The following is a 12,776-nucleotide window of genomic DNA, read 5'->3' on the forward strand; positions in this document are numbered from 1 at the left end:
GCCCGATAAACAGAGGCGATCGCCTGAGTAACATCCGATTTTGTGGTTGGAGCCATAGCTGAGCTAAAAAGACAAAAAACTTTTTGGTGAAGTGTCGATTTGAGCAATTCCCGTTCGACTGACTTACAAAGGAGGCAAAGCTCGATCGTACCGAATGAAAATTTTTTTGGTGAAGTGTCGATTTGAGCGATCGCCGTTCGACTCACTGACAGAGAGACACAAAAGAGGCGATCGATATCGAACAACGTAGATCAACGCTGGAGGAATTATGAGAAAACTCAAACTGCAAATGCAAATGACCGTTGACGGCTTTGTTGCAGGCCCCGAGGGTCAGTTGGACTGGATGCAGGACTGGATGACCCCGATCCCGGATGAAAGACTTCATGCTTTTATCAACCATCTGACTGACACGAGCGACACCATTTTGCTCGGCAGGAAAATGACCGAAGGTTTTATCAAGTACTGGGAGCAGGTCATTACCCAACCAGATAACCCCGAGTACTCGTTCGCACAGAAAATGGTAAGCACTCCCAAGGTAGTGTTCAGCAAGACCGTTGAGCGGGTCGATGGGCAGAATGTCCGGGTGGAAAAGGGTCCCATCGTTGAAGCGATCAACCATCTCAAGCATCAATCGGGCAAGGATATCCTTGTATATGGCGGCGCAATCTTCGTCTCCTCACTCCTTGAAAACAGGTTGATTGACGAATTGAATCTCTTTGTTCACCCTGTTGCGATCGGAAACGGAATGCGGGTGTTTACGGGGCGCACGCCTCTGAAGCTGATGGACTCTACTGCTTACACAGGCGGTGTTGTGGTTAACACCTACAAACCCCAATAGTATTTTCGGCAATCATATTGAAAGGAAATGATCATGACAACGACACAAAAAATCACACCCTGCCTTTGGTTTAACTTTAATGCTGAAGAAGCTGTCAATTACTATCTGAGCATTTTCAAGAACAGCAAGATCTTGGAGACTTTGCACTACGGCGATGCAATGCCCGAACATAAAGGACAAGTTATGCTCCTGCTATTTGAAATTGAAGGACAGCAGTTTCAAGCACTAAATGGCGGACCAGAATTTTCATTTACTGAAGCTATTTCCCTGAGTGTGGACTGCGAAACACAGGAAGAAGTTGACACACTGTGGAGCAAGTTGTCCGCCGGGGGAAGTGAAAGTCAATGTGGCTGGTTGAAAGACAAATTCGGACTGTCTTGGCAAATCGTGCCGCGAACACTGATCGAAATGCTTAAGGACGAGGATGCCGACAAGGTAGCGCGCGTAATGCAAGCCATGTTCACAATGAGTAAGATTGATGTTGCTCGCTTGCAACAAGCCTACAACCAGAAATAGTCTACGCAGAACGGAACTATTATCTGACAGATAAATAGCACTTTCCCACGTTGATCGCCTGATTCACAAAGGATAATTGAGGAGTCCGACCCATGAAATACATCCTGTTGATTTACATGGCAGAAGATGTTTTGAGTGAAACTGAACGAGAACGCTGTTATGTAGAATCCGCACAGCTTGCTCAAGCCCTCCATGCCAAGGGACAGTTTCTATCTACTGCCCCGCTCCACTCGATCGCAACAGCAACGAGTGTGCAGGTTCGCAATGGTAAAAGTCTCGTGACTGACGGCCCGTTTGCTGAAACGCGCGAACAGCTCGGCGGGTTTTTCTTGATTGATGCTCAGAACCTCGATGAGGCGATCGCGATCGCGGCTCAGATTCCAGGAGCACGAGTCGGCACGGTCGAGATTCGTCCGGTGCTTGAAGTTGCAGGTTTACCGGAGCATCAGTGACCGTACTCTCATTGTGAGACTGCTCTACCTGTGAGTGGCAAACCAAATAGCCACCACACGAGACACCAATTCGGAGGATCTATGGCAAATGACATCACCGAAATGACCCATGAAACGCTAATCAGAGAACTGTTAGAAAAATGGGCAGCCGCAACCCGCATGGGAAACCATGATGAAGTACTGGCTTCCCATGCATCCGATGTCACGATCTTCGATGTGCTGCCTCCGCTGAAGTATGAAGGAGCCGATGCCTATCGCAAAAGCTGGGATGAGTGGCAACCCACCACTGAAGGCCCGGGTCTATTTGAGATTCACGATCTCAAAATTACTGCGGGTCAGGACGTAGCATTCGCGCATTGCTTTATTCAGTGCGGGGGCATTCAACCCAATGGCATGACATTCGAGGACTGGGTCCGTGCAACGTTTTGCCTCCGCAAGCTGGAGGATAGGTGGTTAGTCACTCATCAGCATATTTCAATGCCAATCGGCAAACAGTCAGGAAACAGTTAGTCAGGAACCTGTAACCCTAACGAACTCATTTTGTCGTTAGTCCAAATCCTAACAGCTAAACTTTCTAACCACCGAGTCTCACCCTCAACCCATAACAAATCCATTAGACGCAACCAGGAAGTCCCCATGAAAATCAATCCTTATCTCATGTTCAACGGCAACTGTGAAGCAGCATTCCAGTTCTATGAGCAATGTCTCGGTGGCAAGATTACGATGATGATGACTCACAAAGAGGCACCGTCAGCAGAGCATATACCTGCTGAATGGCATGACAAGATCATGCACGCTTGTCTTGATTTAGGAGAGCGTCTCCTGATGGGATCTGATAGTCCACCGGGATATTTTGAAACTCCTCAAGGCTTCTCGGTCCAAATTAGCGTTGCCGAACCAGCGGAAGCAGAGCAGATCTTTCACGCTTTGGCAGAAAACGGCAAGGTGAAGATGGCGATCGCTCAAACCTTCTGGTCTGTCCGTTTTGGCATGTTAATTGATCAATTCGGTACCCCGTGGATGGTCAACTGTGACCAGATAGCTTGAGGCTTGAATCGTCTTTGAACCGATACAACTGCGACAAATTACACCCAAAAAAACCATGACTACTCAAATCTTCGTCAATTTACCCGTCAAAAACCTCAAGCAGTCGATCGAGTTTTTTACACAACTCGGCTTCCAGTTCAATCCTCAATTCACCGATGAGACTGCTACGTGCATGGTTGTCTCCGAAAATATTTCCGTGATGCTCTTAACGCATGAGAAGTTCAAAATGTTCACTCCTAAGGCAATCTGTGATGCCACAAAAAGCACTGAAGTGCTGGTGTGCTTATCCACTGAGAGCCGGGAAAAAGTTGATGAAATAGTTCGTAAAGCGATCGCCGCAGGCGGCACAACCTACAATGAACCTCAGGACCACGGGTTTATGTACGCACATGGGTTTCAAGATTTAGATGGTCACATTTGGGAACTGATGTACATGGAACCCAGCGCAATCAACTAATCAAAGAAACTCGATCGCACCCCTGATTGGCGAGAACAACTGATTGCTGAGATAGAAGGGCGTGCGATCGGTTTCTATGAAGCGAAAATGATGCAATTTACCATAGCCCGATGTTTTGCTACTCGAGTAACTCCAGGTTTCGGACCGCACCTTGATCCGCGCTAGTGGCTAGCAGGGCATAAGCTTTGAGTGCCGCTGTTACCCGACGCTGCCTAGGCTGTGCAGGCTTCCAGGCATCCTTGCCCTTCGCTTCCATTGCCGCCCGACGGTTGGCTAATTCCTCCGTCGATAGCTCCACATTGATACTACGATTGGGAATGTTAATCCGAATGCGATCGCCCTCTTGTACCAGAGCAATGTTGCCGCCTGCTGCCGCCTCCGGGGAGACATGACCGATCGAGAGGCCTGAAGTCCCCCCGGAGAAGCGACCGTCGGTCAATAAGGCACACACCTTGCCCAGCCCTTTGGATTTCAGGTAACTCGTGGGATAGAGCATTTCCTGCATTCCAGGCCCCCCGCGCGGACCTTCATAGCGGATGATCACCACATCCCCAAGTGCCACTTCATCGTTGAGAATTCCTTTGACAGCAGCATCCTGGCTTTCGTAAATGCGCGCCTTGCCCTCAAACACCAGAATACTTTCGTCTACCCCTGCCGTCTTCACAATACAACCGCGCTCCGCCAGGTTACCGTAGAGCACCCCTAGGCCCCCCTCGCTGCTGTAGGCATGGTCGCTGCTGCGGATACAGCCGTTCTCCCGATCTAGGTCTAGGGAGGGCCAGCGAGTCGATTGACTGAATGCTTGCTGAGTCGGAATTCCTGCCGGACCCGCCTTGAAGAAGGTATGAACCGCTTCGTCATCCGTCCGCATCACATCCCAGCGATCGAGCGCTTCTTTCAGCGTTTGACTGTGAACGGTTGGCACGTCTGTGTGAAGCAGACCTGCGCGATCCAGTTCGCCGAGAATCCCAGGGATACCGCCCGCCCGATGAACATCCTCTACATGATAGTTTTGGGTGTTTGGTGCGACCTTGCAAAGTTGAGGAACCTGACGCGAGAGGCGATCGATGTCGGTCAGGGTGAAGTTGACCCCCGCTTCCTGGGCAGCCGCCAGCAAGTGCAGAATGGTGTTGGTGGAACCACCCATGGCAATATCTAGCATCATGGCATTTTCAAACGCCTGGAAGCTAGCGATCGCACGCGGTAGTACCGAGTCATCATCCTGCTCGTAGTAGCGGCGAGTAATGCTGACAATCGTTCGTGCCGCGTTGAGGAATAGATCTTTGCGGTCGAAATGGGTCGCCAGCACGGTGCCGTTTCCGGGTAAGGAAAGGCCGATCGCCTCGGTGAGGCAATTCATGGAGTTGGCGGTGAACATCCCAGAGCAAGAGCCACAGGTCGGGCAGGCGGAACGCTCATACTCCTCAACCACCTCGTCGCTGAGCTTGTCGTTTGCAGCGGCCACCATCGCATCCACCAAGTCCAGCTTGTGCTCCGCGAGCTTGGTCTTTCCCGCTTCCATAGGGCCACCAGAGACGAACACCGCCGGAATATTAAGGCGCAGGGCAGCCATCAACATGCCAGGAGTGATCTTGTCGCAGTTGGAAATGCAGACCAGAGCATCCGCACAATGGGCATTAACCATGTACTCGACCGAATCAGCGATGATCTCGCGAGAGGGCAAGCTGTAGAGCATGCCGTCATGCCCCATGGCGATGCCATCATCTACAGCGATCGTGTTGAATTCTTTGGCAACTCCACCCGCCGCTTCAATTTCACGGCACACCAGCTGACCGAGATCCTTCAGGTGCACATGCCCTGGCACAAATTGGGTAAAGGAGTTCGCGACGGCAATAATGGGCTTCTCGAAATCCTCGCTCTGCATCCCAGTGGCACGCCAAAGCGCGCGGGCACCGGCCATATTGCGTCCCTGTGTGGAGGTTCTAGATCGATACGTTGGCATGGCGCAATCTATTCGTCTAAGGAGTTTGAATAATCTAAATTCTATGGGAAATCAGCATTGAAAGGTGGTAGAACCCGTAAATTAGCTGAGCATGGTATCAGCGTGAACCCTATTTCTGCTTAATATTATGACCACCTGCTTGTGTCTGCCCCAAGGGCTCAAAAGGTCATGAAACTACTTCAGGAATTTGTGAGGTACCTACAGTTGATAGGTGGCAACTGCGATCATTTCAACTCATTTGGGAGTTTCGATAAACGGAGTTAGCGTAGATTGCAAGCTGGGCACGATTGCGCAGGTTTAGGCGATCAAATAAGTGAGTGACATGGGTTTTCACAGTGCCTTCAGCAATAAAGAGTTGTTCAGCAATTTCTCGATTCGTCGAACCATCTCCAATCAATCGCAGTACATCTTGTTCTCGTGGGGTCAGTAATTCTAAATCGGGGGAGCTTGATTCTGGCACCTCGGCTGCGGATCGGCTTGCCATCACTTTTTCTATTAACCCTGGTGCCATCTGAGTGTAGCCCCGATGGGCAAGCCGAATGGCCTGTACTAACTCATCTGATGGCATATCTTTGAGTAAGTAACCTTTAGCACCTGCTCGAATGGAGTCAGAGATATACTCATCATCATCAAACGTACTCAGCACCAGAACTTTTGTCTCTGGAAACTGCTGACAGATGGCTCGTGTTGCCGCCCGCCCATCCATTACAGGCATTCGCACATCCATCAAAACCAGGTCAGGCTGCAAAGCGGCAACCTGCTGGACCGCGACTTCGCCATTGCTAGCAGTCGCAACCACGCACAAGTCAGATTCCAACTCCAGCAGGGTCTTTAAGCCCTGGATGATCAGGGGCTGATCGTCCACTAGTAGTAGACGAATCGGGGAAGTAGGGGTTGCTGCGCCTGATTCAATCTGTGCTCCGCTCACTGTGCCCTCCCAGCGTTCCAGCGCCTGTCACAATAGCCCATTCAAACTCTTTATCCTTTATTCAGAAAATCCCTTCCGGTCTAGTTTGTCGCTATCTGCGATCGCAAGCTTAACCCCTTAGGGTGAAATTTCTAGTCTCTCACCGGGATGCCGCTCGTGCCGTTCAGGATGATTCTGCAAAGGAAGTTTGACGATAATGCGACATCCGCCTTCCGGTTTTGTTTCCAATTGCAGAGTACCGCTAATGGCGGCGACTCGTTCTCGCATTCCCTGCAATCCAAATCCATTGCTTTGTTGGTTTGGATCAAATCCCTGACCATTATCTTCAATCACTAAATTCACATCGATTGCAGTGGTACTCAGTTGAATGTTGACTTGGGTCGCTTGGGCATGTTTTCTAATGTTGGTTAACGCTTCCTGCACAATCCGATGCAGCGTCTTGCTCATTCTGGGGCAGATGATGGTTTGCCCCTTGATTGAGGTTGAGATCTCAACACCCGTACCCTGTTGAAAATCTTTTGCTAAGTGAGCGATCGCCTCCTCCAAGGGGGGTTCTTCTGAATCCTCACGCAATGCTCTCACCGATCGTCTGACCTCCTGCATTGCTGTGGCTGCCAACTGCTGTGCCTGTTGCAAAAATGTATGGGCCTGATCTGGATCGCGCTGCCAGAGTTTGGCAGCAGTTTGTAATTGAATGTTTTGTGCCGTCAGTGTATGTCCCAGAGAGTCATGAATTTCGCGGGCAATATGGTTTCGTTCCTGTACCGCTGCCAACTCTTCAATTTGCAACGCATATTGTCTCAACTGTTCATGCGCTGCCGCCAACGCTTCCTTGGCCTTTCGCTCTGAGAGTAAAGTGCTGACTAACTTCAATACAAAGAACAAACCCAACCCAAACATTAATGTTTCTGCAATCAGATGCATCCAGAACAGATGGCGATCGCTTGGCTCCACCAGTAAGGTAATGTTTTGGACATACCGTACCTGATGCACGAGAAACAGCAAAAAACTCAATCCCGCCACTATCCATCGCATGGGTGGCTTAAATAGAAAACAACTTTGAATCAGAACAATCAGATACAGGGTTGGTAACACATGTAAGTAACCCAGCGTGGCTCCATAGAAAATCAAGCCAATTTCGATACCCACGTAGAGGAGTTTGTAGGTCAGTTTGCCACTGGGCAAAATTGCTGCCATCACGCTTAGAACTGCAAGGACGAGAACATGTTGAACAGGGACTTGATTCTCCCCAAAAGATTCCATGATGGCAAAAGAGAAACAGGTAGCAATCATCACCCATTCCGCATAGAGCAGAAACCGGAAAGGGTTGAGTTGGGGTTTGAGCGATCGTTGGAGGGCAATCATGGTACGACTTCAGCGAAAATATTTCTTTATTAATACTCTAGTTCCTGCCCTACACCATCTCACTTTCGTTGTGAATCACTCATCTGAGGTAGGTCGAAAGTGATAGAGATATCTACTTACGCTTCAACGAAAGTCTGAGCAGCATCCTCAATTCGTTGAGGCGCGATTCAAGACGTTCTTCAGAAGAAAATAACGAATCAATTTTTTAGGGTAGAGACATAGCAGTTCTCATCGTTGTTTGAAGGAGACCAACTCATGAAACTTCGCTATCGCGGTGTTGGCTACGAAATCGCTCAGGTTGTTCCCTCTCAACCGATGAGCGTTACTCCAGCCACACTCACCTATCGGGGTAATCCATATCAGAGTAATCAGTACCAACTCATGCCTCATGGGATTGGCAGCCAGCCCTCTATGACTAACCAATCGCCTCAAATTACTTCCCTTCCAGGAACTACAGTCAGCCCGCAACTGATTTATCGCGGTGTTGCTTATACCCTTTAACGCTGGCACAAAACATAACTCAGTCTGTTGGAATTCAAGAGATAAAATTATGCATCATGAAACTCAACAATAATCAAACTTGCGAACAAGTTGCAAAGGCAGAGTCATTGCCAACACTGTTGCTAGAGGCGATCGACTATCTCCCGTTGTTGTATCAAGAGCAGTCGCTACCAGAGTCGCAGTTGCAGGAGCGACTTGCAGAAATTTATCGTGAGTATCGGCGATCGCACACTTACTGGCAGGCCGAGGAGGAGCTAGTTTACGGGGCAAAAGTGGCTTGGCGCAATAGCACAGGTTGCATTGGACGGATCTTTTGGGAAACGTTTAACGTGCGAGATCTGCGCCATCTCACCACCGCAGAGGAAATCTTTGAGGCGATCGTCGATCATCTTTATCAGGCAACCAATGGCGGCAACATTCGTTCCACCATTAGCATTTTTGCACCCGTTGCACCGGGGCAACCTGGGATTCGTATTTGGAATTCACAACTAATTCGCTATGCGGGATATCATCAACCAGATGGCTCAATCATTGGTGACCCTGAGCAAGCAGAATTCACTGAACTGTGTCAACACTTTGGTTGGAAAGGACAGGGAACTCCATTTGATGTCTTACCGTTGGTCATTCAGATGCCAAGACGGAAGCCTCAGTGGTTTGAACTCCCAAAAGCAGCGGTGATGGAAGTCCCAATTACACATCCTGACTATAAGTGGTTTACAGAACTCGAACTCAAATGGCATGCGCTTCCCGCCCTGGCAAACTGGCAATTAGAGATTGGCGGTATCTCCTATTCCTGCGCCCCCTTTAACGGGTGGTATATGAGTACTGAAATTGGTACCCGAAACTTTGGAGATGAGCAGCGATACAACTTATTACCTGTGATTGCCGAACGAATGGGATTAAATACCCGCTCAAAACTATCGCTGTGGAAAGACCAGGCACTTGTTGAACTGAATCGAGCCGTTTTGCATTCGTTTACCGCCTGTGGGGTCAAAATCGTCGATCACCACACCGCGTCTGCTCAGTTCATGCAGCACTGGCAGCGAGAAGCCGAGGCTGGACGCATCGTGCCTGCAGATTGGGGAAGGATCGTGCCGCCAATGTCTGCGTCTACAATGCAGGTGTTTCACCAAGAGATGCAAGATGTTTGCCTCAAACCCAACTTTTTTCCACAGCCTGCACCTTGGAAATGAGGCAGCAGCGATCACCCCTCCTCCATTCCGTCTGCTCTTGGTGACTCACAGCCGAAGCAATGTCCTTTTCACTAGCTGCTCCTGAGCAACGCTCACTCTGTGCATTGCATTAATTTTTGACCCTGCCCGGCACTGGTCTTCCAATTAGGTATGGACATCTCAAAGTGTGGCGCGAAGGGTTGGAAGTTGCCATCAAAATCAAAGGCTCTCAGGGCAGACCTCGGCGTCAATGGCTTTACCCCGATCATCCTTTTACAGCGGTCAGTTCAGCCAGTGAGGTTCATGCCAATCATTGTGAAGCGCTGAATAGTTCTATTCGACCTCACTGTAGCGCCTACCGACGACGGCAAAACCATTATGCTAAGACCCGGGCAGGGTTAAAACGAGCGATTACGTGCAGCAGTTGATCCATAACTGGATTAGACCTCACTTCAGTTTAGGTAAAAGGACAACCCCTGCAAGGAGGATGGGCTTTATTTCCCGACCTGTAACAATGCTAAAATTCCTGACTACACGGGGATCTATAGCCATCACGAGCTAGAGAACCAGTGCCTCGTGCTCGAAGCCTGTTTGCCCGAGATTGTAGTCGCCCTGCTGCTCCAAAAAGTTGAACAAAAGCGACTGTTACTACAAAAGCAGGGATGGGACATTCAGATCACAAGGTGCAAGATGTAGTCAAGGTATTTGCAGATATTGCGGAAAAGGTATCAGCACAGTGGGATTTATATCTCTCAAATACTTACAGTCTGGAGCAACTTCAGACACTTTGCTTTTCTAGCGTTGAGCTACCAAGACAGTGGTTTCAGAAATGGCATGAGCAGGTTAGACAATGCTTGCCCTAGCCACGGCATAACCATTCGGTTGCAGCGGACACCTGAAACTTTTATGCTGGATTCAAGGCTACTTGCTGCCGCTGATTTGAGACGTTAGGAGGCTTTATCCATGCGCGCAGTCATCTTCGACATTGACGGCACTCTCCTTCACTCCAGTAAACTCGATGACGAAACGTACACCTCCGCCATTCACGCTGTACTGGGATCTGTACAATTCAGAAAATCATGGAGCCACTATAAAAACGTCTCTGGTTCTGGAACCCTCCTTGAAATTCTTGGTGACAATAACATCGGGAATACCGCTGGTGTGCTGCGTGCCGTTGAGGAGGCATTTGTCGCTAGAATTTCTAGGCACATTGAGAAGCATGGGCCGATCATGGAGGTACCAGGCGCAAAGGACTTCGTTAGTAAACTAGCGAGCTCAAGAGACTGCCAAATAGCCTATGCCACCGCCGGATGGTTCGCATCTGCTCGGATAAAATTGAGATCATCGCAGTTTCCAGTGGATGGGATACCCTTGGCATCGTGCAACAGCAATTCTCATTTTGAAGCATTTGTACTACAAAAGAGGCCTTGAACGCGATTTCTGCCAAAATTCTTAAACGATAGAATCAGTGTTTCAGCGTGTCAGTTTTTCAAAGTAGGACATCTGTATTGCAAGAAATTCCATAATGAGAATTGCTGAGTTCCTGCCAGGGCAGTCTGCTGCTTTTGCAGAGCAATATTAGCGAAGGTGCCCGCGATCGCGGCTCCCACCACAGAAACAGCCAGAATCAGTGAACCAATTTGGATTCGACGTTTGGCTTGATGGTTAGCGACCGTCAAAATCTGATTCGCTTTGGCAATCGTCTCCTTTTCCTGTTTTTCAATCTCCCAACCAATCTGAACCTCTAACTTCTCCAATTGAATGGTGCGATTTTCAGCTTCCTGACTCGCTGCTAAAAATTGGTAATCTTCATCGCTCAAACTCTTTCCTGCTGCCCAATCCAGTGCTTCTCGCAAGGTCTACCCCCGCAGTAATCGAGAGCTATCTTCCCGCTCGGAAGCTATCCAGGCAGCGATCGCATCATTGTAAATCCGCAGATTGCCCAACTGCTCACCCACCCAGGCGGGATCAAACACCGTTTCATAGATCCGGTTAGCAACCCACACTTTGCCCTGACGCTGTACCACCAAACCAGACAGCTTCAGCGCCATCTGCTCAGCCGAATCATCTGCTGGAATTGACCGATCTGGAGCCAGCAATATCTGTTGATAAAGCCCCAATAATCGACCGGCTCGTTGCTCATTCCGCAGCAGGCGATCGCGAATGGTTTTGAGATGCTCAGGGTAATCCTGGGCTTCCCAATTGTTGATCATGTGGGTTTGAATGAGGCGCTCGATTGAGTCGCGGAGCGATCGGGTAGTGCAATGGTCTGCATCCTCCCTCCTCCACTCCTGCACCACCAATTGACACACCTTTTGCGTCAGAAACGGTTGTCCACCCGTCCAGCGCAAAATTTCATGCAATGCTGTTTGAGGCGCGTCAACGATTTCTGTCAATCCCTCTGATAAAACTTGCGCTTCGTGCTCAGCAAATCCCTGTAAATCAATGGCTCGACCAATGTTGAAGGGGGTGCGATGGGTGTCACTGATCAGGTCGCCAGGGGGGCAACGCCCAACAATGCAAACGTTAAACGCCGATAGACCGGATGCTGCGCCCGTTTGTTGTAGCAGGCACGAATTAGCACAAAGAAATCATCCAGTGAGTCACGAAAGCTTAAAACGCTGTCAATTTCATCAATGAAAACCACAATGGGCTGCGACTGCTTCAGCAGAATTTCTTCAATTAACTGACTCAACCGCTGCACAGGGGAAACGAAGCGCGATCGCTCCACCAGTTCATAAATTCTTTAGAGGTGAATATATTAAGACTGCTCGCCAGCTTATAGGCAACGCCGCCATACCACTGCTCTAGCGACACCTGATTGCCAATATCTGAAATATCAATGGTGACGCAGGCAGTTCCTTCCGCCTGCAAGCGACTCATCACCTGCACCTGAAGACTCGATTTGCCCATCTGCCGAGAATTCAGAACATAGCAAAACTCTCCCGCTTTCAACACCTGATACAAATCAAGGTCAGCCTGCCGCTTAACATAAGTAGCAGCCTGTTCAGGCAAGGTTCCGCCTGCCTGGTAGTAGGTAGCGATCGCAGCGCGATCTTTTTGTACAGCCATAGCAATTTAGACGAGACATGAGGGAAATAGATTCCGAGGGAATCCGTTGTCATTTCCCATGAAACCCAATCAGTTAATGAGTTCAGGCTGGAGAACTTCGAGTTGTGATTGACTTGCCATCGACTTTATTGAGATAGAGGCTTACCACTCTGGAGTCAACAGAATCATGTGTAGTGGTTAGACACGGCTAAAATAGTGCAATAGTTGTACCTGATTTAAGGGTGTTTGATGGGAAGAGGTAAACGCGACAAGATCTATTTGAGTACTGAGCAACGGCAACGATTGGAAGAAATCAGCCGCAATGGTCATGCCCCAGCCAAGAAGATTGTTCACGCTCAAGTGTGAAATGTCAATTGCATAGGCTGTTTTTTGAATGAAATCCTTCCTGAACTCGGAAGCAGATCGAGAGCAAACGAGAGGAGTAGATCGCGACAAGGAGAAATGACAATTATGGGCAGGGCTTAG

18 protein-coding genes are annotated in these 12,776 nt (G+C 49.2%); 10 read left to right on the forward strand and 8 right to left on the reverse strand.

Annotated elements, in window-relative coordinates:
• Positions 1–245, reverse strand: a 245-nt coding sequence (locus tag KME12_27000; GenBank protein MBW4491412.1) for a hypothetical protein, incomplete at its 3' end; no start/stop codon positions are given.
• Positions 246–268: 23 nt separating this feature from the next.
• On the opposite strand from KME12_27000, the gene KME12_27005 reads away from it, so the two are divergent.
• The 6 genes from KME12_27005 (at position 269) to KME12_27030 (ending at position 3,310) form a co-directional block, all read left to right on the forward strand.
• Positions 269–838, forward strand: a complete 570-nt coding sequence (locus KME12_27005) for a dihydrofolate reductase family protein (GenBank protein ID MBW4491413.1) — start codon at positions 269–271, stop codon at positions 836–838.
• 33 nt (positions 839–871) lie between these two features.
• Positions 872–1,354: a VOC family protein gene (locus KME12_27010; GenBank protein MBW4491414.1), complete on the forward strand. Its 483-nt coding sequence runs from the start codon at positions 872–874 to the stop codon at positions 1,352–1,354.
• Between the two features lie 92 nt (positions 1,355–1,446).
• Positions 1,447–1,806, forward strand: coding sequence for a YciI family protein (locus KME12_27015; protein MBW4491415.1), 360 nt, complete (start codon positions 1,447–1,449; stop codon positions 1,804–1,806).
• Between the two features lie 93 nt (positions 1,807–1,899).
• The gene (locus tag KME12_27020) at positions 1,900–2,316 is read left to right on the forward strand and encodes a nuclear transport factor 2 family protein (protein ID MBW4491416.1); all 417 of its coding nucleotides are present in this window, start codon (positions 1,900–1,902) and stop codon (positions 2,314–2,316) included.
• Between the two features lie 126 nt (positions 2,317–2,442).
• Positions 2,443–2,853 carry a VOC family protein gene (locus KME12_27025; protein ID MBW4491417.1) on the forward strand — a complete coding sequence of 137 codons (411 nt, stop codon included), beginning with the start codon at positions 2,443–2,445 and terminating at the stop codon, positions 2,851–2,853.
• Positions 2,854–2,908: 55 nt separating this feature from the next.
• On the forward strand, positions 2,909–3,310 hold the full coding sequence (locus KME12_27030) for a VOC family protein (GenBank protein ID MBW4491418.1): 402 nt from the start codon (positions 2,909–2,911) through the stop codon (positions 3,308–3,310).
• A 118-nt stretch (positions 3,311–3,428) separates the two neighbouring features.
• On the opposite strand, the gene ilvD is transcribed toward KME12_27030, so the two are convergent.
• From ilvD to KME12_27045, 3 genes are all read right to left on the reverse strand, one after another.
• Positions 3,429–5,273, reverse strand: coding sequence for a dihydroxy-acid dehydratase (ilvD, locus tag KME12_27035; GenBank protein ID MBW4491419.1), 1,845 nt, complete (start codon positions 5,271–5,273; stop codon positions 3,429–3,431).
• Between the two features lie 229 nt (positions 5,274–5,502).
• Positions 5,503–6,153 (reverse strand): response regulator transcription factor, encoded by a 651-nt coding sequence (locus tag KME12_27040; protein ID MBW4491420.1) that lies wholly within the window; start codon positions 6,151–6,153, stop codon positions 5,503–5,505.
• 165 nt (positions 6,154–6,318) lie between these two features.
• On the reverse strand, positions 6,319–7,566 hold the full coding sequence (locus tag KME12_27045; protein ID MBW4491421.1) for a sensor histidine kinase: 1,248 nt from the start codon (positions 7,564–7,566) through the stop codon (positions 6,319–6,321).
• Between the two features lie 255 nt (positions 7,567–7,821).
• Here KME12_27045 and KME12_27050 point away from each other — a divergent pair, with 255 nt between their 5' ends.
• From KME12_27050 to KME12_27065, 4 genes are all read left to right on the forward strand, one after another.
• On the forward strand, positions 7,822–8,067 hold the full coding sequence (locus KME12_27050) for a DUF4278 domain-containing protein (protein MBW4491422.1): 246 nt from the start codon (positions 7,822–7,824) through the stop codon (positions 8,065–8,067).
• A 56-nt stretch (positions 8,068–8,123) separates the two neighbouring features.
• On the forward strand, positions 8,124–9,260 hold the full coding sequence (locus tag KME12_27055; GenBank protein MBW4491423.1) for a nitric oxide synthase oxygenase: 1,137 nt from the start codon (positions 8,124–8,126) through the stop codon (positions 9,258–9,260).
• 116 nt (positions 9,261–9,376) lie between these two features.
• On the forward strand, positions 9,377–9,667 hold the full coding sequence (locus KME12_27060; protein MBW4491424.1) for a hypothetical protein: 291 nt from the start codon (positions 9,377–9,379) through the stop codon (positions 9,665–9,667).
• Positions 9,668–9,901: 234 nt separating this feature from the next.
• Positions 9,902–10,102 carry a hypothetical protein gene (locus tag KME12_27065; protein MBW4491425.1) on the forward strand — a complete coding sequence of 67 codons (201 nt, stop codon included), beginning with the start codon at positions 9,902–9,904 and terminating at the stop codon, positions 10,100–10,102.
• A 618-nt stretch (positions 10,103–10,720) separates the two neighbouring features.
• Here KME12_27065 and KME12_27070 read toward each other — a convergent pair.
• From KME12_27070 to KME12_27085, 4 genes are read right to left on the reverse strand one after another with little or no spacing between them, the layout of a single operon-like run.
• Complete coding sequence (locus tag KME12_27070) at positions 10,721–11,095, reverse strand: hypothetical protein (protein MBW4491426.1); 375 nt, start codon at positions 11,093–11,095, stop codon at positions 10,721–10,723.
• Between the two features lie 3 nt (positions 11,096–11,098).
• Positions 11,099–11,809, reverse strand: a complete 711-nt coding sequence (locus KME12_27075; GenBank protein ID MBW4491427.1) for an AAA-like domain-containing protein — start codon at positions 11,807–11,809, stop codon at positions 11,099–11,101.
• Positions 11,728–11,934 (reverse strand): AAA-like domain-containing protein, encoded by a 207-nt coding sequence (locus KME12_27080; GenBank protein MBW4491428.1) that lies wholly within the window; start codon positions 11,932–11,934, stop codon positions 11,728–11,730. The genes KME12_27075 and KME12_27080 overlap by 82 nt, the downstream gene beginning before the upstream one ends.
• Entirely contained in the window at positions 11,931–12,311 is a 381-nt protein-coding gene (locus tag KME12_27085) for an AAA-like domain-containing protein (protein MBW4491429.1), read from the reverse strand. Before KME12_27085 ends, KME12_27080 begins: the two co-directional genes overlap by 4 nt.
• Positions 12,312–12,776: the final 465 nt, after the last annotated feature.

Origin of the sequence: Trichocoleus desertorum ATA4-8-CV12, from assembly GCA_019358975.1 — a bacterium.
GTDB classification, from domain to species: Bacteria; Cyanobacteriota; Cyanobacteriia; order FACHB-46; family FACHB-46; genus Trichocoleus; species Trichocoleus desertorum_A.